Consider the following 20,846-nt stretch of genomic DNA (forward strand, 5'->3'; position numbering starts at 1 on the left):
GGCGGAGCGCCGGGGCCGGCGCGCCGGGGGCGGAGCGCCAGCGGGCGGCGCGCCGGGGGGCGGCTCAGCCCCTCTGCTGCACCAGGCGTGCGAACCCGCTCAAGCGGGCGACCCCCTCGGGCGTGCGCGGCAGGTCGTCGAGCAACGCCGGCGAGTAGACGACGTAGGCGGCCTGCATCGCGCGCGAGATCGCGACGTTGATGCGGTTGCGTAAGAGCAGGAACTCCAGCCCGCGCGGGGCCTCGCGCCCGGATGACGCCGCGAGCGTGAGGATGGCGACCACCGCCTCTTTGCCCTGGAAGCGGTCGACCGTCCCGACCGGCACGTCCGCGAAGCCGGCGGCCGCGAGGGCCTCTTCGACCGCGACCTGCTGGGCGTTGTAGGGCGTGATGACGATGATGTCGTCGGGACGCAGCGTCCGCGGCACGTGCGGGATCGCCGTGTCTCCTGTTCCGCCCTCGGCACCGGTCCACTCGCGGCCGACGAGGTCGGCGACCAGCCGAGCGACCTCGTCGGCTTCTTCGACCGAGAAGGTCGCGTTGCCGGCGTGACGCACCGGCACCACGTGGACGCCCGGATCGACGCCGTCGAGGTGGCGCAGCGCGGTCGAGGGGTGCGCGGCCAGACGACCCTCGTACGACAGGCGCGACACGGGGCCCGCCACGGCCGGGTGCATGCGGCGCGTGCGGGCGAGGAAGTACCCGAGCTCGACGGGCACGACCTCGGCTCCGTCGATGATCCACCCGAGAGCTGAGGTGTCGACGGGTTCGGGGTGGGTGCCCTGGCTGACCTGGGGCAACTGCTGGGGGTCGCCCAGCAGCAGGAGTCGCTGGGCGGCGAGCGAGACCGCGATGGTGGAGGCCAGCGAGAACTGTCCGGCCTCGTCGATCACCAGAAGGTCGAGGCTGCCGCGCGGGATCCGCGCCTCGTGGCTGAAGTCCCACGCCGTGCCCCCGACGACGAACCCGTGCGCCGCGTTCTCTGCGGTGAAGGCCGCGACGCCGTTCTTGGGCAGCACCGTGAACGCGTGCGGCGCGGCGGTGTCTTTCGGTGCTTTTCCGACCCGGGATGCCGGCACCCCCGCCGCGATGACCTGCTCGAGCATGTGCTCGATGGTGGCGTGCGACTGCGCGACGACGCCGATGCGGTACCCGCGCTCCGCGACCAATCGCGCGATGACGTGCGAGCCGACGTAGGTCTTGCCCGTACCCGGGGGGCCCTGCACCGCGAGGTAGCTGTGGTCGAGATCGGCCACGCTGCGCGCGATCGCGGTGACCTCGTCATCGCCGTCCGACCCGTCGACGGCGGTCACCGGAGCGAGCGTGCCCGAGCGGGTGCGCGGGGGCACCCGACGCAGGATGTCGGCGGCGGGACCGGCGGGCAGCGTCGGTGCCGCGGCCAGCACGGCGTCGGCCCAGGCATCGATGGCCTTCTGCTGATTGCCCGCGCGCGGCGGCGCGGGCGGAGTGAGGGCGAGGGGCAGCTCGTCCCACGTGACGCCGTCGGCGGCGACCTCTTCGATGATCGCGCCGTCATCGAGCACCTCGCGCACGGTCACCCGTCGCGCGCCGTGGATCCACCGCGGGCGGGTGTCGAGCGGGAAGGGGGCGGGCAGGTCGTAGACGGCGAAGGGTTCGGCATCCGCACTCAGCCGGGTTCCGGGGGCGACCTCGCCGCGCAGCTCGACGAGTCGTCGCTCGGAACCGCGTCCCGACTCGGCGATGTGCCAGTCGGTCACCACGCGCGAGCGCGCCGCGTCGACCACGACCACGTCACGGGTCTCTTCCCACACCGACAGCGGCTCGCGCAGGCGCAGGAAGTGGGTCGCCCAGTAGGTCTTCTCTTCGCGCGGGTAGTAGTCGATCGCCGCGGAGGCGAGGCGCAGCGCCGTCGCGTCGGGCTCGACGGCATCCGCCGCCCAGCGGTGGAGGGCGGTGGCGCGGGGGGACGGTTCGTAGGCCTGCTCGTCGGGTTCGGCGCTGCGCGCGGGGACGGCTCCGCACTCGCGCGCGCGGTCGACCAGCCAGTCGCGCAGACGGCGGGTCGAGACGCAGTCGTAGCGGTTGTAGTCGGCGAGGTCGTCGAGGACGCGTTCAGCGCCCGCGTCGTCGCCGTCGGCGGCGAGCGCCCGCGCCTCGACGTACTTCACGATCGAATCGTCGCCGCGCTGCACGTCGCTCGTGCGCACCTCGTCGCCCATGTACAGCGGCTCGAGCTTCTTGATCGAGTAGGACCGCGACCCCACCCGCAGCGCCCGCCGGACGACGGGGTACAGGTCGACGAAGACGCCGTCGCGCAGGAGACGGTCGACGTCGGCCTCGCGCACCCCATAGCGCGCCGCCATGGTGAGCAGGTGCGTGGGCTCGTACGGGGCGTAGTGGTAGATGTGCATGCCGGGGTACTGCCGGCGCCGCAGCGCGACCATGTCGAGGAAACGCTCGAGGGCCGCCCGCTCTTCGTCGAAGGTGTGCGCCCACAGGCGGCCGTACACCTCGCGGGTGTCGACCCACCCGAAGAGGTAGTCGATGCCCCAGTGCTCGCCCGCCCCCTCGGTGTAAAGGGGATCGCCCTCGAAATCGAAGAACAGGTCGCCGTGGTCGGGGCGCGGGAGCACGCCCAGGGACTTCGGCGCGACGACCTCGAACGTCGGGACGGCGTGCAGCGGCGCCTCGTCGGACGGCACGCCCGCCGGGCTCTCGAGCTGCAGGCGCGCCTGCGTGCGCAGCGACGCGAAGGTGTCGGCGCTCATGGCCGCCGGAGCCTGCACGGCCGCCGCGAGCGCGTCGATCGTCGAGACACCCGCGGCGCGCAGACGTTCGCGCTGGACCGGCCGCATCCCGGCGACCAGCAGCAGGTCGCGGTGAGCCACCACCTCGATCTCGCAGGTGGCGCAGCGGCCGCAGGCGATCACGTCGAGCTCGTCCCGCGCGTCGCCCCAGGCGATGACGGGTCCGGCGGCGCCGAGGCCCACCCGCCGGTCGGCGATGAGGGCGCGCAGGCGCGCTCGGCGCAGCTCGAACACCGGCAGCAGGTCGTCGACGCGGTGCGTGCTCGTCGTGCCGTCGCCGAGCAGCAGCTGCACCTCGTCGGCGCGCGGGACGCCGAGCCGATCGAGCTGGTCGACGTAGGCCGCGAGCTGCATGAGCGCCGTGACGCGCGCGCGGCGCGCGAGCTTGGTGTCCTGCACGATCCAGGGCCGCACCCCGCCGGGGTCGGCGGACGGCGAACGGACGAGGAAGTCGGCGAAGCCCACGAACTCGTCGGTCGCGAAGGCGGCCTGATAGACGACCTCGGCGTCGGGGTCGGACAGCGCCTCGTCGGTGAGACGCACCGCCTCGGCGAGCGCCGCGGCGTCGGACGAGCGGGCCGCGGGGATCTCGCGCACCGCGTCGCCCAGGCGTTCGCGGTACCGCTCGAGCACCCGCACCTCGTGGGCCGTGCCCAGACGCGCGGCCCGCTCGAGCGTGGCGTCCTCGGGGTCGTCGACGGCGGCGATGCGCCCGACCTTGGCGTCGATCGCCCGCAGCCAGGCGAACTCGCACTCGGCCGCCGCCTTGAGGTCGCTGGCGCTCCAGACGATCCGCCCGTCTTGCTCGATGTACCGCATGGTGTCCCACGCTAATCGGGGCCACCGACATCGGCGTGCGGCATCCGCTCCGAACCCCGTCGGGACGAGGGGATGCCGCGGTGTCGGGCGCTGCTGACAGACTGGACGGGTGAGCACCGACCTGCCGTTCGAAAGCGTCTACCGGCACGGGTTCGCGCGGGTGGCCGCGTGCACCATCCCCGTGGCGGTGGCCGACCCCGCCTCCAACGCCGACGCCGTCCTCGAGTCGGCTCGGGCCTGCGACGCGGAGGGCGTCGCCGTCGCCGTCTTCCCCGAGCTCTGCCTGACCGGATACGCCATCGACGACCTCGTGATGCAGGACCCCGTGCTCGACGCGGTCGAGAGCGCCCTGCGACGTCTGATCGCGGCATCCGTCGATCTGCTCCCGGTCCTGCTCGTCGGTGCGCCGCTGCGCAACGACAACCGCCTGTTCAACTGCGCCGTGGTGATCCACCGCGGGCGCGTGCTGGGCGTCGCCCCCAAGTCCTACCTGCCCACCTACCGGGAGTTCTACGAGAGCCGCTGGTACGCGCGCGGTGACGACCAGGTCGGTCGGCACATCACCGTCGCGGGCGAGACGGTGCCCTTCGGGCCGGACCTGCTGTTCGACGCGGTCGACGTCCCCGGCCTCACCCTGCACGCCGAGGTGTGCGAAGACGTGTGGGTGCCGATCCCGCCGTCGTCGAGCGCCGCGCTGGCGGGCGCGACGGTGCTGGCCAACCTGTCGGGAAGCCCCATCACCATCGGTCGCGCCGACGACCGCGCCCTGCTGTCGCAGTCGCAGTCCCTGCGGTGCCTCGCCGCCTACGTCTACGCCGCCGCCGGTCAGGGCGAGTCGACCAACGACGTGTCGTGGGACGGCCAGACCATGATCCACGAGGGCGGACAGCTGCTCGCCACCACCGAGCGGTTCCCGGACGGTCCGCGCCGCAGCGTCGCCGACGTCGACCTCGACCGCCTGCGCCAGGACCGCCTGCGCCAGGGAACCTTCGACGACAACCGTCGGACGATCAACCCGGCCTTCCGCACGATCTCGTTCGAGCTCGCACCCCCCGCGGGCGACATCGGCCTTCGTCGCGCCCTCGACCGCTTCCCGTTCGTCCCCGACGATCCCGCCCGTCTCGCGCAGGACTGCTACGAGGCCTTCAACATCCAGGTGTCCGGTCTGGTGCAGCGCCTGCGCGCGATCGGCGGGCCGCGACCCGTGCTCGGGGTCAGCGGCGGACTGGATTCCACCCACGCGCTGCTCGTCATCGCCCGCGCGATGGACTGCATGGGGCGTCCGCGCAGCGACATCCTGGCCTACACGCTGCCCGGCTTCGCCACGAGCGCGAAGACCAAGAACAACGCCATCGCCCTGGCCACGGCCATCGGCGCGACGATCGAAGAGATCGACATCCGGCCCGCGGCGACCGAGATGCTCTCGCGCATGGGGCACCCGTTCGCCGCCGGCGAGCCCGTGCACGACGTGACCTTCGAGAACGTGCAGGCGGGCCTGCGCACGGACTACCTGTTCCGCCTGGCGAACATGCACGGCGGCATCGTCATCGGCACGGGCGACCTGTCCGAGATCGCCCTCGGGTGGTCGACGTACGGCGTCGGCGACCAGATGAGCCACTACTCGGTGAATCCCGGCATCCCCAAGACCCTCATCCAACACGTGATCCGGTGGGTCATCTCGGCCGGAGAACTGAGCGCGGACACCATCGCCGTCCTGCGCGACGTGCTCGACACCGAGATCAGCCCCGAACTGGTGCCGGCGGGCCAGGACGGCCGCATGCAGTCCACCGAAGACCGCATCGGCCCCTACAACCTGCACGACTTCACGCTGCACCACGTGATGCGCTTCGGTTTCCGGCCGTCCAAGATCGCCTTCCTCGCGGCGCACGCCTGGAGTGATCCGGATGCCGGAACCTGGCCCCCGGGCTACCCCGAGGGTGAACGCCCCTCCTACGACCTCGTCACGGTCGCCCGATGGCTCGAGGTGTTCCTGCAGCGATTCTTCGGGTTCGCGCAGTTCAAGCGCACAGCGATCCCCAACGGTCCGAAGGTCTCGCCCGCGGGCTCGCTCTCACCGCGCGGAGACTGGCGCGCCCCGTCGGACGGCAACGCCCGCGTGTGGCTCGACGAGCTGCACGCGGCGGTTCCGCACGCCTTCGACCGCGACTGACCCGCCGCGGCCGGACGGCGGTCACCAGCCCATCGAGCCCGGGACGCCCTTGAAGGGGCCGGCGAGATCGGCCGTGACCCATCCGCCGTAGAAGCCGCCCGGCTGTGGTACGACGGTCTCTCCCGCCAGGACCACCCTGTCCATCGGGCCCGCGTACACGGCGACCCGGTCGAACAACGTCTCGTAGCCGGGCATCGGGTGCGGGTAGTTCCACGCCGCGCGAGGGGCCACTGCTCCCCCGCCCCCGTGCACGTCGAAGTAGCGCGCGCCGCCCTTGAACTCGCAGAACGACGCTCCCTCCCCCCGCGTCAGCGCCTCACCGAATGCGGCGATCGGCAGGTAGTAGACGGGCGGGTGGCTCGTCTCGAGCACCCGGACGACGTCGTCGGTGTCGACGATGCGTCGCCCGCCGAAGTCGATCTGCACCCTCTTGTCGACGCGCTCCACGCGCGGAGGGCGCGGGTAGTCCCAGACGGACTCCTGGCCGGGGCGGACGGGATCGGGAACGGGGCGCGCCATGCGCATACGCTACGCCCGCTCGGAGGGGTCGGGGGTCGCCGTCGTCCACAGCGGATCGGGGCGCCGCGCTCTTTTGGGTAGCCTGGTGCGGAAGGGGGCAGTGTGAACGAGCAGAAGACATCGACCACGAGTCAGCGATACCGCGTGTACCAGGTCGGCGGCATCGTGCTCGCCGCGCTGTTCCTCGCCCTGGGTGTCACGGCCTTCGCGGCCGGCGGAGGCCCCATCATCGCCGCCATCGCCATCACCGGAGGTCTCGCCGTGCTCATCGTCTCGATCGTGATGATGGTGCGCTCGTGAGCGCGCCCGGGGACGGCGGCAAGAAGAAGTACCCGCCCGGGACGATCGCCATCTGGGTCGCCGGGGCCGGCGTCGGGCTGTGGCTGCTGATCAGCGGGCTGATCGGCATCCTGTCCGGCGGGAGCTGAGTCCGCCACCGCGACATCCCCGACGAGGAGACCCGTCGGCGCCCGGTCGGGCCCGGACGTGTGCACCGCGGCGTGGCGCGGGAATGCGCTCGCGCGCGGCCCGTTGTTCTGAAGGTCACCGAACCTCTTCAGGAAGGCCATCATGACGCGCATCGGACGCAGCGACCTCGACATCCTCCCCCTCTCGCTCGGCGGGAACGTCTTCGGCTGGACGGCCGACCGCGACACCTCCTTCGCGGTCCTCGACGCCTTCCACGCCGGTGGGGGCGATTTCATCGACACGGCCGACGGGTACAGCGCCTGGGCACCGGGTAACTCGGGCGGCGAGAGCGAAACGCTCATCGGCGAGTGGCTGGCGTCGCGCAAGCCCGAGAACGTCGTCGTCGCCACCAAGGTGAGCACGCATCCCGACTTCCGCGGTCTGTCGGGGCGGAACGTGCGGGCCGCGGCCGAGGCCTCGTTGCGACGCCTCGGCGTCGACAGCATCGACCTGTACTACGCCCACTTCGACGACGCCGAAACGCCGCTCGAAGAAACCGTGGCGGCCTTCGCCGACCTCGTGACCGACGGCCTCGTGCGCTACGTCGCGGTATCGAACTACACCGCGGCGCGCATCCGCGAGTGGATCTCGCTCGCCGAGGCCGCGGGAGCCGACCTGCCCGTCGCCGTGCAGCCGCACTACAACCTCGTGCACCGCACCGAGGTCGAGGCCGACATCGTCCCGGTCGCCGAGCAGTACGGCATGTCGCTCGTGCCGTATTACGCGCTGGCCAGCGGCTTCCTCACCGGAAAATATCGGACGACGGATGCCACCGGCGACTCCCCCCGCGCCGAAGGGGCCGCGAAGCTGGCCACCCCCGCCGGCCTCGCGCTCATCGACGCCCTCGAAGAGGTGGGCGATGCCCACGGAGCCTCGATCGCCGCGACCTCGCTCGCGTGGCTGCGCGCGCAGCCGACGGTGGCGGCGCCGATCGCCAGCGCATCGAAGGTGGAGCAGGTCGGCGATCTGCTCGCCGGGGCGCGTCTGGAGCTCGGCGCCGACGAGATCGCCCATCTCTCGCGCGTCTCGGAAGCCGCGCAGGCGTGACGTCGGTCGGGCCCGCGGCGCACGCGGGCCCGACCGAACCGGCGACAATGGAGGAGTGAAGCTCCTCGTCGCCGCCCATGCGTCCGAACTCATCGCCTTCGAAGCCGAGATCCCCGGCTTCGAGCGTCTGTTGACGGGCGTCGGCAAGATCCCCGCCGCCTCGGCCCTCACCCGTGCGCTGGCGACCGGCGACTACGAGGAGATCGTGGTCGTGGGCACGGCCGGAGCCATCGACGACGAGGTCGAGGGCGGTATCTATGACATCGCCGGCGCCATCCAGCACGACGTGAAGGACCTCGAGGGGACCTTCGGCGCGCACGTGTCGCTCCCGACGCGAGTCGAGACCGGGCACGACGGCCTGATCATCGCCACCGGCGACCACTTCGTCGATGACGCCGAGACGGTCCGCCTCATCCGTGGACTCGGGGCGCGCCTGGTGGACATGGAGTCCTACGCCCTGATCTGGGTGGCCCAGCAGTTCGACGTGCCGATCCGCATCCTGCGCGCCGTGTCCGACCGCGCCCAGGACGGCGCGACCGAGCTCTGGGACGACGTCGTCGAGCGGTGCAGCCATGAGCTGCGGGCGGAGTTCCGGACGCGCTACGGCGTCTGAGACGCGGCATCCGCTCGATATCGGGCTCTCCGTTCAGGGGGTTTGCGATCCGGAGCGCGCACGACCGGCGAGGTCGGCGACCCCCACGATGAGGGCCAACCCGAGGAAGACGCCGACCGTGATCATGCCCGAGGCGTACGCGTCGTGGAACAGGACGACCTGGTCGTCGACCGCCCCCTGCTCGCGGTACACGGTCGCGTAGAACAGCGCGAGCGCGATCGCCGTGCCCACGGCCGTGCCGATGCGCTGCCCGAGCTGTCCGACCGAGCCGGCGACCCCACCGCTGCGGACGGGGATGTCGGCCAGCGTAAGCGTCTGATTGGGCGAGATGACGAGCCCGCCGGCGAACCCGCCGACGACCATGACCGCCGCCATGGCCCACGGCGTCCACTCGGGCGCGGTGAACAGGGCCACGAGCACGAGCCCGCCCGCGGTGAAGACCATGCCGACGATGCCCCACACCACCAGGGGCCGTCCCAGCCGCGTGACGAGGTTTCCGCCGATCCAGGAACTCCAGGCCGAAGCCACCGCGAAACCGATCGTCACCATCCCGGCGAACACCGGCTCGAGGCCGAGTCCACCCTGCAGGTACAGCGTGCCGAGCAAGAACATCGCGGGCACCGCCGAGAAGTAGGCGGTCGAGATGAGCACGCCGTTGCGATACGACGAGAGCGAGAAGATCGAGAACGGCATCAGCGGCATGCGACCGCGTTCGGCGTAGCGACGCTCCCAGAACACGAACACGGCCGCGAAGACGACGCTGGCGACGAGCAACCACCATCGGTTCGGGTTGTCGTCCGGGCTGCCGGTGGTGAACAGGAACGGCCACATCAGCGCCAGGATCGTCAGGGCGAAAAGGATGACCCCCACAGGGTCGAGGTCGAGCCGTCGATGGGACTTCGTGCGGGTGTCGGGCAGCAGCCAGGCCGCCAGGGCGATCACGACGGCGACGAGCGGGATGTTGATTCAGAAGATCAACCGCCAGCCGTCGGTGTCACCGCCCAGGGCGATGAGCAGTCCGCCGAGAGTGGGGCCGAAGGCGGTGGCGATACCGATCGTCGCGCCGAACAGCCCGAAAGCCCGCCCCCGTTCCTTGCCCTGGAAGAGCTGCTGCACGAGACCGAGCACCTGCGGCATCTGGATGCCGGCTGCCACCCCCTGCAGCAACCGGGCCACCAGCAGCACGGTGGTGTTCGGGGCGAGCGCGCAGGCGAGGCTCGTGACGAGGAAGAGCGACAGCCCCACGAGGAAGAGCACCCGGCGCGAGCGCAGGTCGCCGAGGCGCCCCGCCGGGACGAGGACCAGACCGAAGGTGAGGATGTACCCCGTGACAACGAGCTGCAGTTCGGTGGGGCCGGCGTTCAGGGCCGCCTCGATCGAGGGCAGGGCGACGTTGACCTTGGTCAGGTCGAGGATGGTCAGGGCGGCGACGGCGACGGCCACCCAGTACGCGCGCCACCGGTGCCGGGGAGACAGGTCGATGTCGCGTGTGACCGGGTGTGCGGACTCCGCGGTGGCGTCGGAAGACTGATCAGGCATCGCGTGGCACGCTACTCCGGGCCGCGGACACCGGACGCGGGCTTGCGCCGCCGCGCTCGGACGCTACCCGCGGCAGCGGGGTGCGGTGCGACGGCCTGACACGTGGCCCGCTCCGAGATCGTGCGGTCCCCGGCGGGGTACCGTGTGCGAGGCACGGGTGGCGGGTGCGTGTTCGTGTGCGGTCAGTCGACGTCGCGCCGGGCGAAGACGGCGCGGAGCACGAAGAACACGATCACGGCGATGACCGCGACCGCCAGCAGGCGGAACGCGAACGCGATGAGCGAGAACAGGATGTTCACCAGGAACCACGCGATGATCACCGCGACGACGACGCCGAGGATGGTCCAGAGGGTGCTCTTGCGCATGCGTCCAGCCTAGGTGCGCCGGTGGGGGTGCGCACCGACGTGGTATCGGCGGGCGGCCCTCGTCCGTCGGGTCACGGGCACGGAGCTCACCGGGCGACCGACACGACCCCCTGACGGATGATGCTGGGACCGCGCGGGGTCGCGGTGACGTGCAACTGCGCCGGAAGCTGGTCCTTCATCGCGGCGACGTGGCTGATCACGCCCACGGTCCGCCCGCCCTGTCGCAGCTCGTCGAGCGTGCGCATGGCCAGGTCGAGGGTGTCGTCGTCGAGCGAGCCGAAGCCCTCGTCGATGAACAGGGTGTCGAGACGGATGCCGCCCGCCCGCGCGGTGACGACCTCGGCCAGACCGAGAGCCAGCGCCAGCGAGGTGAGGAAGGTCTCGCCCCCGGACAGCGATTGGGGCGGTCGACACTGACCCGTGTAAGCGTCCATGATCTCGAGACCCAGCCCGCTGGATGCGCCGCGCGCCGCGAGCGCGTCGGTGTGCTGCAGGCGGTAGCGCCCGGACGACATCTGCTCGAGGCGGAGGTTCGCCGCGGCGACGATCTCTTCGAGCTCGGCGGCCAGGACGAACGTCTCGAGCGTCATGCGACGGGTGTTCGGGGCTCTCCCCGACACGGTGTCGGCCAGCCGTGCGACCACCGCGTGCGCGTCGGCGAGGGCGGCCGTAGCCGCGTGCGCGGTGTCGGCGCGCTCGGCCAGCTGCCGCAGTCGTCGCGCCGCCCCGAGCGCGTCGGCGTGCTGCGCCGCGGCGTCGCGGACGTCGTCGCGCGCGGCCGCCACCGCCGCGACGAAGGGCGCGAGGTCGACGGGTTCGTCGGCGGCATCGACGAGCTGCAGCTCGAGCTCGAGCAGCTGCTGTCGGGTTGCGGTCACCCGTGCGTCGTACTCGGCGATGGTCGTGTCGAGCTCGCGACGGCGGCCCGCGGGACGCAGCGCCGCGGCGACGGCCTCGACGTCGGCGAAGGCACTGGCTTCGACCGCGTCGGTCAACGCATCGACCGCGGTCGAGAGCGCACCGTCGGCGGCCTCGACTGCGGCGAGGGCGACCCGGAGCTCACGCACGGCGTCGCGCCGGTCGCGCAGGTCGCGCTGGCTCTCGCCCACCGTGGCGAAGGCCCCGCGCGCGGCGTCGAGCGTGGCATCCAGACCCTGCAGGCGTTGGCGCGCGAGGGCGAGCTCCTGGCGCACGGACGCCCGTTCGTCGGCGACGGCCGCGAGTCGTCGAGCGATCCGGTCGCCGAGTTCGGCGGCGGCCGCGCGTTCGCCGCGCAGCCGTTCGTGCTCGTCGATCTGCGCCAGCGCGTCGGCGACCCCGTCTTCGGCGACGCGGAGCCGCGCCGCCAGCGTCTCGACACCCTCGCCGCCGGCACGGGCGGCCGCGAGGGCGTGGGCGTCGCGCGCGACGCGCGCCGCGTCGGACGCGAGGCGGTCCGCTTCGGCCGCGGCGTTCTTGCGGTCTTCGGCGGCGGAGATCTCGTCGTCGGACACCGGCTCGTCGTCGCCCGATGCGGGATGCGGATGCGATCGGGCTCCGCAGACCGCGCAGGGCTGTCCGTCGACGAGCCCGTGGGCCAGTTCGACGGCCGCACCGGCCAGCCGCCGACGCAACAGCGTCGTCCACGCCTCGATCGAACGCTGCAGGTCGTCGGAGCGGACGAGCGCGGCCAGATCGGCCTGCTCGCGCCGTTCGAGGAGCCGCGCGGCCTCTGTCGCCGCCTCGAGCCGATGGCGGACGTCGTCTCGGGAGGCCACCGCCGCCTCGTGCCGGCTCGCCGCGCCCGCGAGCTGCTCGAGACGTTCGTCCAGCTCCGCCAGCAATGCGGGGAGGTCGTCGCGTCCGGACGTCAGCGAGAGGTGTTCTCGACCGAGCTCGTCGTCGCGCGCGGACAGGCGGCAGACCTCTTCGCGAAGGGTCGCGGCTTCGGCCTCGGCGGCGAGCGCCGCCTCGCCGCGGTCGAGTCGAGCCGTCAGTTCGTCGTCGCGGCGAGCCAGCGCCGGATCGTCGTCGAGGCGAGCCAGCGCCGGCTCGTCGATGCGGCGATCGCGCGCGGATTCGTCGGCGGTTCGCGCGACGTCGGCGGGATTGTCGGTGAAGGGCTCCTGTTCCGAGACATGGGCATCGACGCCGTCGACGCGCAGCCAGCGCTCCCGCGCCGTCGCTCGGCGGTCTTCGGCCCCCTCGCGGGCCCGGCGCGCCGCCTCGACGGCGTCGATCTCGGCGCGGAGGGCCTCGGCGCGTCCGGCCCGTTCCGCCTCGGAGCGGAGTCCGTCGATGCGCGGGGCGTCGGCGTCGAGGACGCCGAGGGCGTCGCGCACCCGAAGGCGCTCGATCTGCCGGTCGCGCAGGGCGGCCGCCTCGCGCTCGGCCGCGAGCGCGTCGTCGAGCCGGCGGTCGCTCGCGATCCGTTCGCGGGACAGGGTGTCGACGCGGTAGTCCGCGCGCTCCACCACGCGCACGATGCGCGAAAGCCTCTCTCGGACGCCGGTCTGACGCGCCGGCTCGCCCGCACCGGCACCAGCACCGGCACCGGCACCAGCAGCACCCGTACCCGCACCAGCACCCGCACCCGCACCGCGGTCGTCCTCGTCCGGGGTCGCCGACGGCGCCGCCTCGATCTCGACCGCCAGGCGTTCGGCCTCGTCGAGCAGGGTGGCCACCTCGACCCCCTCGGCGGCCAGGCGCTCCCGCGCGCGCTTACGCCGATCGTCCAGCTCGCTCGCGTACTGCTCGAACGACTTCGTGCCGAAGAGCGTGCGCAGCAGCGCCAACCGCTCGTCGTTCTTGGCGAGCAGGAATCGCGCGAAGCGGTTCTGCGCGAGGAGGATGACCTGGAGGAATTGCTGCTGCGTCAGACCCAGCACCTCGTCGAGACGAGCGGCGACGTCGACGGGTCGCGCCGCCACTCCCGTCCAGCCCTCGGGGGCGCGCACCTCGAGCAGGGCGCGGTGGGGCTCTTTGGTCGTGCCGCCGCCACGACGCTTGGGACGCTCGAACTCCGGCGAGCGCGTGACGCGCCAGCGCTCTCCCTCGGCACTGAACTCGAGCGTCACCCGGGTGGGGTCGTCGGGGCCGCAGTGGTCGCTGCGCAGCCGCCGCTCCGCTCCGTCGTACCGCGGCACACCCCCGAACAACGCGTAGCAGACACCGTCGAGGACACTCGATTTGCCCGCGCCGGTGCGGCCGGTGATCAGGAAGATGCCGTCGTCGGCGAAGGCGTCGAAGTCGACGGTCTGCGGGTCGAGGAAGGGCCCGAACCCCTCGAGTTCGAGACGGTGGAGCTTCATGCGTGCGCCTCGCTGACCCGGTGGGCGTCGAGCACCTCGCGGATGAGGGACCGTTCCGCGTCCGACGCGCCCTCGCCCTCGCGCACGTGGGAGAGGAAGGCGTCGATCACCTCGGCGTCATCGCGGGCCGCGCGCACGCGCCGCGCGTACCCCTCTGCGTCGTCCGCACGGGTGCCGGCGGGCAGGTGGACCACCGTCGCGCACCACGGGAAGCGTTCCTGCAGCCGCCGCATCGGGTCGGGCTGCGGCGTGGGGTCGGTGTACTCCGCGCGCACCCAGTGCTCGCCGTGGCCGTCGAACCGTTCGTCCGCGAGCAGATCGTCGAGCGGACCGCGCAGGGTGACGAGGGGTCGCGGGACGGGCAACGGCATCCACTCCACCGATCGCAGACCCGAGGCGTCGAGATCGATCAGCCACGAGCCGCGGGGCTTGTCGCCCTCGCCGAAGCTGTAGTGCAACGGCGCACCGGCGTAGCGGACCCGCTCGGACAGCTGCTGCCGCCCGTGGATGTGGCCGAGGGCGACGTAATCGGGCCCGTCGAAAGCCGACAGCGGGACGACGTCGAGCCCGCCCTGGCGGATCTCGCGCTCGACGCCGGGCGTCGCCTCGACCCCCGCGGCGAAGCAGTGGGCGGCGACGACGGAACGTCCGCCGCGGGCGGCGAGGTCGGCCCGCACCAGGTCGAGGGCGTGCGTCATGGTCTGCGCCTGGGAGCGCAGCTCGACGCCCTGCCAGAGGTGACGGACGATCGCCGGCTCGAGATACGGGATGCCGTAGACGTGGACGGGTCCGTGCTCGTCGGACACCGTGACGGGGGTACCGACCGCGGCCGGGTCGGTGAGCACGGTGATCTCGGGCCGCAGCAGCCCGGATTGGAAGCCGAGTCGTGCGGCGGAATCGTGGTTGCCGCTCGTGACGATGACGCGCGCGCCCGCGTCGACCAGAGCGCCCAGAGTGCGCGACAGCACGGGATAGCACGCGGCCGACGGCGCCGCGGAGTCGAAGACGTCACCCGCGACGATCACGAGATCGACACGGGCCGTGCGCACCTGCTCGACGAGCGCGTCGAGGACCGAGGTCAGGGCGTCGAGCGTCGGATGCCCGTGGAAGGTGCGCCCGATGTGCCAGTCGGAGGTGTGCAGGATGCGCATGCAGACACGGTACGTCGAGCCTCCGACATCGGCTCGCAGCAAACGCCCGGGCTGGCTCGCCGCGCACCCGAACGCCCCGCCCGGATGACCGGAGCGGGGCGTTCGAGGGTGGGATCAGGCGCCGGCGACCTCGGCCGCGAGCGCGCGAATGCGGTCGTCGCCGAGTTCGAGACCGATCTCGTTGAAGCGCTGACGCAGGACGTCGGCGATGCGCTCCGGGCTCTTGTCGCCGACATCGGCACGGGTCTGGACGACGACGCCCTGGATGCGCGCCTCGTCGTCGGTCGGGTGGGTGTCCATGCGCGGCTCCGACTGCTCGCCGGGGCCCCCGGCCTTGCGGTCGTGGTGCACGGCGCCGCCGACGGAGTCAGCGGCGCCGGCGCCGCCGTCGGGTCCGGTGCCGGGTTCGGGTGCGCGGGTGTCGTGCGCCATGTCAGTCCTCCGTACTCAGGTCGGGGTCGATGCCCTGGCTGGCGGCATCGCCTTCGATGGGGTCCGAGGGCGAGGCGTCGTTCAACCGGGACGACCCCTTCGCGCTCTCGTTGCGTTCGGCCGTCTCACTATCGGAGACGGAACCGCTCTCCCACCCGCCGGGCGGGTCGGCGTCGATGACGCCTTCGGGCAGATCGCGTTCGTCGTTCATGAGTCCCCTTTCGAGGTCTCCAGCTTGGTCGCGCGTCGGTCGGGAGGGGCAGGGGTTGACGCCCCGCGCGCGGCACGCCTACGACGAGGCGAGCGACCCCCGCGGGTCAGGCCGAGGGGCGCTGGTGCAGCAGGCCGGCCCGCTCCGGGTGCGCCTCGAACCACTCGCCCACGTACCAGCAGACCGGCAGGATCTCGCGCTGACCGTCGGCCTCGATGGCATCCACGGCTCGTTCCGTGACGACCGCGGCGTAGCCGTGACCGCGGAAGGTCGGGATCGTGAACGCCCGGGTGAGGGCGATGGTGCGCCCGTCATCGCGATAGTCGAGGACCGAGACCAGGTCGTCCCCTCGATGGAGGGTGAAACGGGATGCCGCCTTGTCGTCGGCGAACAGCAGATCGGACATGCCGAGAGCGTACGCCGCTGGCGCGCGCCCCGGGCCGATCGCGCAGAGTGCACGGCCTCTCCCCCAGACGAGCTCCGCCGCTCCGCAGAATGCGCGGTCCGAACGGCGACGTCGCGGATTTGACGGATGGCGCAGGCCTCGGTCATAATCACCCCCATGACTGTCACTGCGCGTTCTCTGTCCGCCCGGGAGGCGAACGGGACTGCCGGCATGATGATGCCCGGCCGCGCGGTGATGTGTTGTCGAATGTGCCGCTAACCGCGACTCCTCGCCGGACGACCTCGTGCTTCTGAACGCCGACGCCGTCCCCCGGTCGCCAGCGGTCCGCGTCGATCACGCGTACTCCGGCGCCGCTCACCGGCCTTTCGGCCCTCACCTCCCGTCGAACCCGCTCTCGGATGACGCCAGGGTTCACCACTGAAGGACTTCTCCTCATGTCGCTCTCCGCCGTTCTCGACCGCCCCCAGACCGCTTCCGCCGCCGCGTCGTCGCCCGCTCCCCGCCTCGCCGTCCCCGCCCGACGCCCCGCGAGCGCCGCCCCCGCCGCCGCCGCGGCAACCCCCGCTCCCGAGCCCGCCCGAGCGGCCTCCCCCACCGCTCCCCGCGGCTTCGCGCTCTACGTCGGGATCGACGAGGCGAAGGCCGCCGCCGCGGGCGTGAGCCTGGGCACCCTTGTCGAGGCCCTGCGCCGCACGCTCGGCGAGCTGGCCCCCGCCGCCGAGACCTACGCCACCGTCGCCCTCGCTCCCGTCGGCTCCGGGGGGCGCGACGTCGACGTCGTCCGCCTCGCCCTGCACGAGCCCTCCGCGGTGGCCCGCACCAAGGACGAGCCCGTCGAAGAGGACCGCGCCCCCGGCGGCGTCGTCGTCGACATCTCGCGCAAGCGCGTCCTGATCGACGGAGAGTCCGCCGCGTTCACCTTCAAGGAGTTCGAGCTGCTGCAGTACCTCGTGCTGCGCGAGGGCCGCACGATCGAGCGCACCGAGCTCGTCGCCTCCCTGTGGGAGGGTGCGACCGACGACGAGGCTCCCGGCGAGCGGACGATCGACGTGCACGTGCGTCGCCTGCGCGCCAAGCTCGGGGTGTACGAGGACATCGTCCGCACCGTACGCGGCGTGGGCTACCGCTTCGACCGTCACGCGGACGTCTCGATCCGCTACGGCCACGGCACGCCCTCGCCCGACCGGTTCTGAACGGCTTCCGCCGCGGCGGATCGCGCGGCCTCGGCCCCGGATGCCGCGATGTCGGCGGGTCGACGTAAGGTGTCGGCATGAGATCGACCGGGGTTCGCGCGCGGCAGTCGTCGCGCGACCTCGTCGCCCGCGTCGACCGACCGCTCGAGAGCGAGTACCGCCCTCGCGTTCCCACCGACGTCGGTCGGGCGATCGCCGCCCAGCGGCACGGGGCGAACGACCCGACCTATCACGCGACGACGCCCCTCTCGACCGGCGGGATTGTGTGGCGGGTGAGCCGCACCCCGCTCGGCATCGCGACGCTCGCGCTGCGCCGTAGCGCGGGCGGATCCGTGCGCGCCGCCGCCTGGGGGCCCGGTGCCGAATGGGCGCTCGCGCAGGTCCCGGCGCTGTGCGGCGCGCACGACGACCCCGACGGATTCGACGCGACGCGGCATCCCTCGGTCGCCGAATGGCACCGCCGTCACCCCGACCTGCGGATCGGCCGCACCGATCTCGTGTTCGACGCCCTCGTCAGCGCGATCATGGAGCAGAAGGTCACGAGCATGCAGGCCTTCTCGGTCTGGCGCAGCATCGTCACCTGGTACGGCGAGCGGGCCCCCGGTCCCACGCCGCGACCGATGTTCGCCCCGCCGAGCATCGACGGATGGCGCCACGTGCCGTCCTGGGCGTGGCACCGCGCAGGACTCGAGCCTCCCCAGTCGCGCACGATCGTCGAGACCGCGCGCCGCGGCGAGAGCGTCGTGCGCGCCGCCGAGGCCGCCGTCGACGGCGAGGCCCGCGACCGGGTCTTCATCGGCCTGCGCGGCGTCGGCATCTGGACGAGCGCCGAGACGCGCATCCGCGCCTTCGGAGATCTGGATGCCGTGAGCGTCGGCGACTACCACCTCGCCCATCAGGTCGGTTTCGCGCTGACCGGCCACCGCACCGACGACGACGGCATGCTCGAACTGCTCGAGCCCTTCGCCGGCCACCGGCAGCGCGTCATCCGCCTGATCTACGCGGGCTCGGCGCTCGAACCCCGTCGCGGCCCTCGCCTTCACCCCGAGGATCATCGCGATCGCTGACGCGACGACCGTTGGCTGGGGGTGGTGACAGCGGAGCGCGGCGGGTGCACACTTTCGTCATGACCACGGCGCTCGTGACGTACCTGCAGTTCCGTTCCTCCACACGCGAGGCGATGGAGTTCTACCATTCCGTGTTCGGCGGCGACCTGGACATCGCCACCTTCGACGACTTCGGGATGCCGGTGGGCGAGGGCGAGGGAGGTCTGGTCATGCACGCGCGCCTGCGGACCGCGCGCGGGTTCCTCTTGATGGCGTCGGACACCCCCTCGGCCATGGAGCTGGCGCCCGCGGGCGGGTTCTCGCTCGCCCTCACCGGGGACGAAGAGGCCGAGCTGCGCGGCTGGTTCGAGGCGCTCGGTGAGGGTGGCCGGATCGAGATGCCGGTCGGGGTTCCGCCGTGGGGTGGGTTGTACGGCACGCTCGTCGACCGCTTCGGGGTGGCCTGGATGGTGGCCGTCGGCGAAGCCGAGTGACGGTCCCGCGGGGTCGGCCGCCTAGGCTGGGCGCATGACGCAGACGGGGACCGGCTGGCCGCGCGGCCGCACGTACTGGGTGCTGGGCAGTCTGCTGCTGCTGGGGCTCGGCATCCTGTTCGGACTCGTCTGGCAGAACGTCTGGCTGGGACTGGTCATCGCCGCGGCGGTGTCGGTGGGATGGCTCATCGCCTACGAGTCGAGCCGAGGCCGGAACGTCGGCGTGAACGATCCCGACAACGGCATCCAGCTCTAGGTCGCCGCAGCGGCTCGGTCAGCGCCCGGGTGCCTCGCGGCGCATGGGCACGTGCGGGATGCCGTCCTCGGCGAACGCGTCGCCGGACACGACGAAACCGAACCGTCCGTACCATTCGGCGAGATGCTGCTGCGCGTCGAGCAGGATCGGCAGGCCGGGGGCCTCGGCATCCAGGTACGCGACGGCGGAACGCATGAGGTCGGCGGCGATGCCGCGGCCCCGGGCCGCAGCCGCGGTGGCGACACGGCCGATGCGCGTGTTCGCGGGCTCGCGCAGCAGGCGCAGAGTGGCCAGGACGTCGTCTCCGTCACCGGCCCACATCAGCTCGGCGTCGGGTTCGATGTCGCGTCCGTCGATCTCGGGGTAGGCGGCCTGCTGCTCGACGACGAACACCGTGACGCGCAGCCACAGGATGCGGTAGAGCGTCAGGGGTGGGATGCCGGACACGGGCGCTCGATGGACGGTGACGGTCACCCCTCCGACGCTACCCCGCCCGCCGGTTCGCCCTGGTGCCTCCCCGTGGCGCGGCGCTAGCCTCGGGACATGTCGTTTCAGGCTTATCTCGACGCCATCGAGACCAAGACGGGCTTACGCCGCGCCAGCTCGTCGAACTCGCCGGACAGCGCGGCTTCGGCCCGGGCACCAAGGCGACACCGATCCTGCAGTGGCTGAAGGACGACTACGACCTGGGTCGCGGCCATGGAATGGCACTCGTCCACGTCATCACGAAGGGGCCGAAGATCAGCGACGCCCATGTGGGCCGCGGAGGCGCACACGGCGATCGCAGTGACGAGCTGTGGCTCGACGGCGCCGCGTCGAACCCCCACGCTTAGTCCGGAAGGGTGCCGAACCGGCGCGAGGCGGCGACCTGCTCGCCGACCCGACGGAGCGCCAGGATGAGGGGTTCGACCAGGGCGGTTCCGAGGACGACGTATCGGACGGCATCCTCGATCGAGGTCTGCGGGGTGGCGGCGAGCTCGGCCTCGGCGAGGGCGCCGAGGTGTTCCACGTAGGCGTCCATGACGTCGTCGGGGACGACGAACCCGGCGCGGTCGAGGGCGGCGAGTGCGTGCGCGACAGCGGCGATCTGATCGGGGGCGCAGGCGTCGGGGGCCCCGCCCATCCGCTCGAGGATCGCCTGGGCGGCGGTGAGGTCGATGTCCGCCGAGACCTCGGGGGTGACGGCTGCGTTGGCGGCGCCCAGCAGGTCGTAGGGGTTCTCGGGGGGCTCCTCGAGGACGCCGACGACCTTGCGCACCCCGGCGATGCCGACTCCCGCGTCGACGAGCGCCCGGATGACACCGAGGCGTTGCACGTGCGCCTCGGTGTACGCGGCCTGCGTGGGTGAGGACCGCTGGCCTTCGGGGAGCAGTTTCTCGCGCAGGTAGTACTTGATGGTGGCGACGGGGACGCCGCTGCGCATGGACAGTTCCGAGATCCGCACGTCTCCCCCTTGACTCGATAGCGATACTATCCAACACTGGATAGTGTCACTATCGAGAAAGGACGTGCCATGGCATCCCTCATTCCGGGCCGCATGACCCACCGCTGGAACGGCGAACTCGTCGTGTTCCACATCGGCATGACCGTCAACCAGTGGTGGCGTCCCGACCTGTGGATGCCGGTCTTCGGCGACATGCCCAAGATGCTGCGCGAGCTGAGCATGGACGGCGACTCCGGCCTACTCGGCTACACGATGCTCGTGGGAGCCCGCGGACCGTACCTCGTGCAGTACTGGTCCTCGCTCGACAAGCTGTACGCCTACGCCGCCGCTCCCGACCAGGAGCACCGCCCCGCCTGGACGCGCTTCAACCGTCGCGCCCGCACGGCGCCGAAGGCGGTCGGCATCTGGCACGAGACGTACCTCGTCGACCGTGCCGAATCGATCTACGTCGGCACCCCGGCGATGGGCCTGCCCCGCGCCACTGAGATCGTCCCGATCGCCTCGCGCCACGATCGCGCCCGCGCGCGGGTCGCCGACGGCTCCACGCGGGGATCCGAGCCCGCTCCCCCGACGGCCGCATGACCGCCAGACTGGG

Annotated in this window: 20 protein-coding genes and 2 pseudogenes; 11 read left to right on the top strand and 11 right to left on the bottom strand. The window is 72.1% G+C overall.

Going from position 1 to position 20,846, the window contains the following annotated elements; all coding sequences use genetic code 11:
• Nucleotides 1–64: 64 nt before the first annotated feature.
• Nucleotides 65–3,607, bottom strand: a complete 3,543-nt coding sequence (locus DC432_RS08240) for a TM0106 family RecB-like putative nuclease (RefSeq protein ID WP_116537443.1) — start codon at nucleotides 3,605–3,607, stop codon at nucleotides 65–67.
• Between the two features lie 109 nt (nucleotides 3,608–3,716).
• On the opposite strand from DC432_RS08240, the gene DC432_RS08245 reads away from it, so the two are divergent.
• On the top strand, nucleotides 3,717–5,777 hold the full coding sequence (locus DC432_RS08245; RefSeq protein WP_116537444.1) for an NAD(+) synthase: 2,061 nt from the start codon (nucleotides 3,717–3,719) through the stop codon (nucleotides 5,775–5,777).
• A 21-nt stretch (nucleotides 5,778–5,798) separates the two neighbouring features.
• Here the strand turns inward: DC432_RS08245 and DC432_RS08250 are convergent, their stop codons facing one another.
• Complete coding sequence (locus DC432_RS08250) at nucleotides 5,799–6,296, bottom strand: DUF427 domain-containing protein (RefSeq protein ID WP_116537478.1); 498 nt, start codon at nucleotides 6,294–6,296, stop codon at nucleotides 5,799–5,801.
• 102 nt (nucleotides 6,297–6,398) lie between these two features.
• Here DC432_RS08250 and DC432_RS08255 point away from each other — a divergent pair, with 102 nt between their 5' ends.
• From DC432_RS08255 to DC432_RS08265, 4 genes are all read left to right on the top strand, one after another.
• Nucleotides 6,399–6,596: a hypothetical protein gene (locus DC432_RS08255; RefSeq protein ID WP_108319614.1), complete on the top strand. Its 198-nt coding sequence runs from the start codon at nucleotides 6,399–6,401 to the stop codon at nucleotides 6,594–6,596.
• On the top strand, nucleotides 6,593–6,724 hold the full coding sequence (locus DC432_RS16850; protein ID WP_258222764.1) for a hypothetical protein: 132 nt from the start codon (nucleotides 6,593–6,595) through the stop codon (nucleotides 6,722–6,724). Before DC432_RS08255 ends, DC432_RS16850 begins: the two co-directional genes overlap by 4 nt.
• Before the next feature lie 142 nt (nucleotides 6,725–6,866).
• Complete coding sequence (locus DC432_RS08260; protein WP_116537445.1) at nucleotides 6,867–7,811, top strand: aldo/keto reductase; 945 nt, start codon at nucleotides 6,867–6,869, stop codon at nucleotides 7,809–7,811.
• A 55-nt stretch (nucleotides 7,812–7,866) separates the two neighbouring features.
• On the top strand, nucleotides 7,867–8,424 hold the full coding sequence (locus tag DC432_RS08265; protein WP_108319618.1) for a nucleoside phosphorylase: 558 nt from the start codon (nucleotides 7,867–7,869) through the stop codon (nucleotides 8,422–8,424).
• 33 nt (nucleotides 8,425–8,457) lie between these two features.
• Here DC432_RS08265 and DC432_RS16925 read toward each other — a convergent pair.
• From DC432_RS16925 to DC432_RS08300, 7 genes and pseudogenes are all read right to left on the bottom strand, one after another.
• Nucleotides 8,458–9,963: pseudogene (locus tag DC432_RS16925) on the bottom strand (MFS transporter).
• A 182-nt stretch (nucleotides 9,964–10,145) separates the two neighbouring features.
• The gene (locus tag DC432_RS08275) at nucleotides 10,146–10,328 is read right to left on the bottom strand and encodes a hypothetical protein (protein WP_108319620.1); all 183 of its coding nucleotides are present in this window, start codon (nucleotides 10,326–10,328) and stop codon (nucleotides 10,146–10,148) included.
• Nucleotides 10,329–10,414: 86 nt separating this feature from the next.
• A complete protein-coding gene (locus tag DC432_RS08280; protein WP_116537446.1) occupies nucleotides 10,415–13,618 on the bottom strand; it encodes an AAA family ATPase in 3,204 nt (1,067 codons plus the stop codon).
• Entirely contained in the window at nucleotides 13,615–14,769 is a 1,155-nt protein-coding gene (locus tag DC432_RS08285) for an exonuclease SbcCD subunit D (RefSeq protein ID WP_116537447.1), read from the bottom strand. The genes DC432_RS08280 and DC432_RS08285 overlap by 4 nt, the downstream gene beginning before the upstream one ends.
• Nucleotides 14,770–14,883: 114 nt before the next feature.
• Nucleotides 14,884–15,201, bottom strand: a complete 318-nt coding sequence (locus DC432_RS08290; RefSeq protein ID WP_116537448.1) for a hypothetical protein — start codon at nucleotides 15,199–15,201, stop codon at nucleotides 14,884–14,886.
• Nucleotide 15,202: 1 nt separating this feature from the next.
• Nucleotides 15,203–15,412 carry a hypothetical protein gene (locus tag DC432_RS08295; RefSeq protein WP_116537449.1) on the bottom strand — a complete coding sequence of 70 codons (210 nt, stop codon included), beginning with the start codon at nucleotides 15,410–15,412 and terminating at the stop codon, nucleotides 15,203–15,205.
• A 106-nt stretch (nucleotides 15,413–15,518) separates the two neighbouring features.
• Entirely contained in the window at nucleotides 15,519–15,818 is a 300-nt protein-coding gene (locus tag DC432_RS08300; protein WP_116537450.1) for a GNAT family N-acetyltransferase, read from the bottom strand.
• Between the two features lie 434 nt (nucleotides 15,819–16,252).
• Here DC432_RS08300 and DC432_RS08305 point away from each other — a divergent pair, with 434 nt between their 5' ends.
• The 4 genes from DC432_RS08305 to DC432_RS08320 all read left to right on the top strand — a co-directional run bounded on the left by DC432_RS08305 (nucleotide 16,253) and on the right by DC432_RS08320 (nucleotide 18,807).
• Nucleotides 16,253–17,011, top strand: coding sequence for a winged helix-turn-helix domain-containing protein (locus DC432_RS08305; RefSeq protein WP_116537451.1), 759 nt, complete (start codon nucleotides 16,253–16,255; stop codon nucleotides 17,009–17,011).
• A 77-nt stretch (nucleotides 17,012–17,088) separates the two neighbouring features.
• Nucleotides 17,089–18,078, top strand: coding sequence for a DNA-3-methyladenine glycosylase family protein (locus tag DC432_RS08310; protein ID WP_116537452.1), 990 nt, complete (start codon nucleotides 17,089–17,091; stop codon nucleotides 18,076–18,078).
• Between the two features lie 59 nt (nucleotides 18,079–18,137).
• Nucleotides 18,138–18,551: a VOC family protein gene (locus DC432_RS08315; RefSeq protein ID WP_116537453.1), complete on the top strand. Its 414-nt coding sequence runs from the start codon at nucleotides 18,138–18,140 to the stop codon at nucleotides 18,549–18,551.
• A 34-nt stretch (nucleotides 18,552–18,585) separates the two neighbouring features.
• Nucleotides 18,586–18,807 (top strand): hypothetical protein, encoded by a 222-nt coding sequence (locus tag DC432_RS08320; protein ID WP_116537454.1) that lies wholly within the window; start codon nucleotides 18,586–18,588, stop codon nucleotides 18,805–18,807.
• Between the two features lie 18 nt (nucleotides 18,808–18,825).
• On the opposite strand, the gene DC432_RS08325 is transcribed toward DC432_RS08320, so the two are convergent.
• Entirely contained in the window at nucleotides 18,826–19,281 is a 456-nt protein-coding gene (locus tag DC432_RS08325) for a GNAT family N-acetyltransferase (protein WP_116537455.1), read from the bottom strand.
• Between the two features lie 69 nt (nucleotides 19,282–19,350).
• On the opposite strand from DC432_RS08325, the pseudogene DC432_RS08330 reads away from it, so the two are divergent.
• Nucleotides 19,351–19,640: pseudogene (locus tag DC432_RS08330) on the top strand (DUF4287 domain-containing protein).
• Here the strand turns inward: DC432_RS08330 and DC432_RS08335 are convergent.
• Nucleotides 19,637–20,251: a MerR family transcriptional regulator gene (locus DC432_RS08335; protein WP_116537456.1), complete on the bottom strand. Its 615-nt coding sequence runs from the start codon at nucleotides 20,249–20,251 to the stop codon at nucleotides 19,637–19,639. The pseudogene DC432_RS08330 and the gene DC432_RS08335 sit on opposite strands and share 4 nt — an antisense overlap.
• Before the next feature lie 69 nt (nucleotides 20,252–20,320).
• On the opposite strand from DC432_RS08335, the gene DC432_RS08340 reads away from it, so the two are divergent.
• Nucleotides 20,321–20,833 carry a DUF4188 domain-containing protein gene (locus tag DC432_RS08340; protein WP_116537457.1) on the top strand — a complete coding sequence of 171 codons (513 nt, stop codon included), beginning with the start codon at nucleotides 20,321–20,323 and terminating at the stop codon, nucleotides 20,831–20,833.
• Nucleotides 20,834–20,846: the final 13 nt, after the last annotated feature.

Source organism: Microbacterium testaceum (assembly GCF_003075375.1).
Taxonomy (GTDB): domain Bacteria; phylum Actinomycetota; class Actinomycetes; order Actinomycetales; family Microbacteriaceae; genus Microbacterium; species Microbacterium testaceum_E.

Bases quoted from the DNA above. Each gene is read 5' to 3' on its own strand.
- DC432_RS08275 (WP_108319620.1), bottom strand. From the start codon at position 10,328: ATGCGCAAGAGCACCCTCTGGACCATCCTCGGCGTCGTCGTCGCGGTG.
- DC432_RS08310 (WP_116537452.1), top strand. From the start codon at position 17,089: ATGAGATCGACCGGGGTTCGCGCGCGGCAGTCGTCGCGCGACCTCGTC.
- DC432_RS08260 (WP_116537445.1), top strand. From the start codon at position 6,867: ATGACGCGCATCGGACGCAGCGACCTCGACATCCTCCCCCTCTCGCTC.
- DC432_RS08340 (WP_116537457.1), top strand. From the start codon at position 20,321: ATGGCATCCCTCATTCCGGGCCGCATGACCCACCGCTGGAACGGCGAA.
- DC432_RS08290 (WP_116537448.1), bottom strand. From the start codon at position 15,201: ATGGCGCACGACACCCGCGCACCCGAACCCGGCACCGGACCCGACGGC.
- DC432_RS08320 (WP_116537454.1), top strand. From the start codon at position 18,586: ATGACGCAGACGGGGACCGGCTGGCCGCGCGGCCGCACGTACTGGGTG.
- DC432_RS08250 (WP_116537478.1), bottom strand. From the start codon at position 6,296: ATGGCGCGCCCCGTTCCCGATCCCGTCCGCCCCGGCCAGGAGTCCGTC.
- DC432_RS08280 (WP_116537446.1), bottom strand. From the start codon at position 13,618: ATGAAGCTCCACCGTCTCGAACTCGAGGGGTTCGGGCCCTTCCTCGAC.
- DC432_RS08295 (WP_116537449.1), bottom strand. From the start codon at position 15,412: ATGAACGACGAACGCGATCTGCCCGAAGGCGTCATCGACGCCGACCCG.
- DC432_RS08240 (WP_116537443.1), bottom strand. From the start codon at position 3,607: ATGCGGTACATCGAGCAAGACGGGCGGATCGTCTGGAGCGCCAGCGAC.
- DC432_RS08315 (WP_116537453.1), top strand. From the start codon at position 18,138: ATGACCACGGCGCTCGTGACGTACCTGCAGTTCCGTTCCTCCACACGC.
- DC432_RS08300 (WP_116537450.1), bottom strand. From the start codon at position 15,818: ATGTCCGATCTGCTGTTCGCCGACGACAAGGCGGCATCCCGTTTCACC.
- DC432_RS08285 (WP_116537447.1), bottom strand. From the start codon at position 14,769: ATGCGCATCCTGCACACCTCCGACTGGCACATCGGGCGCACCTTCCAC.
- DC432_RS08305 (WP_116537451.1), top strand. From the start codon at position 16,253: ATGTCGCTCTCCGCCGTTCTCGACCGCCCCCAGACCGCTTCCGCCGCC.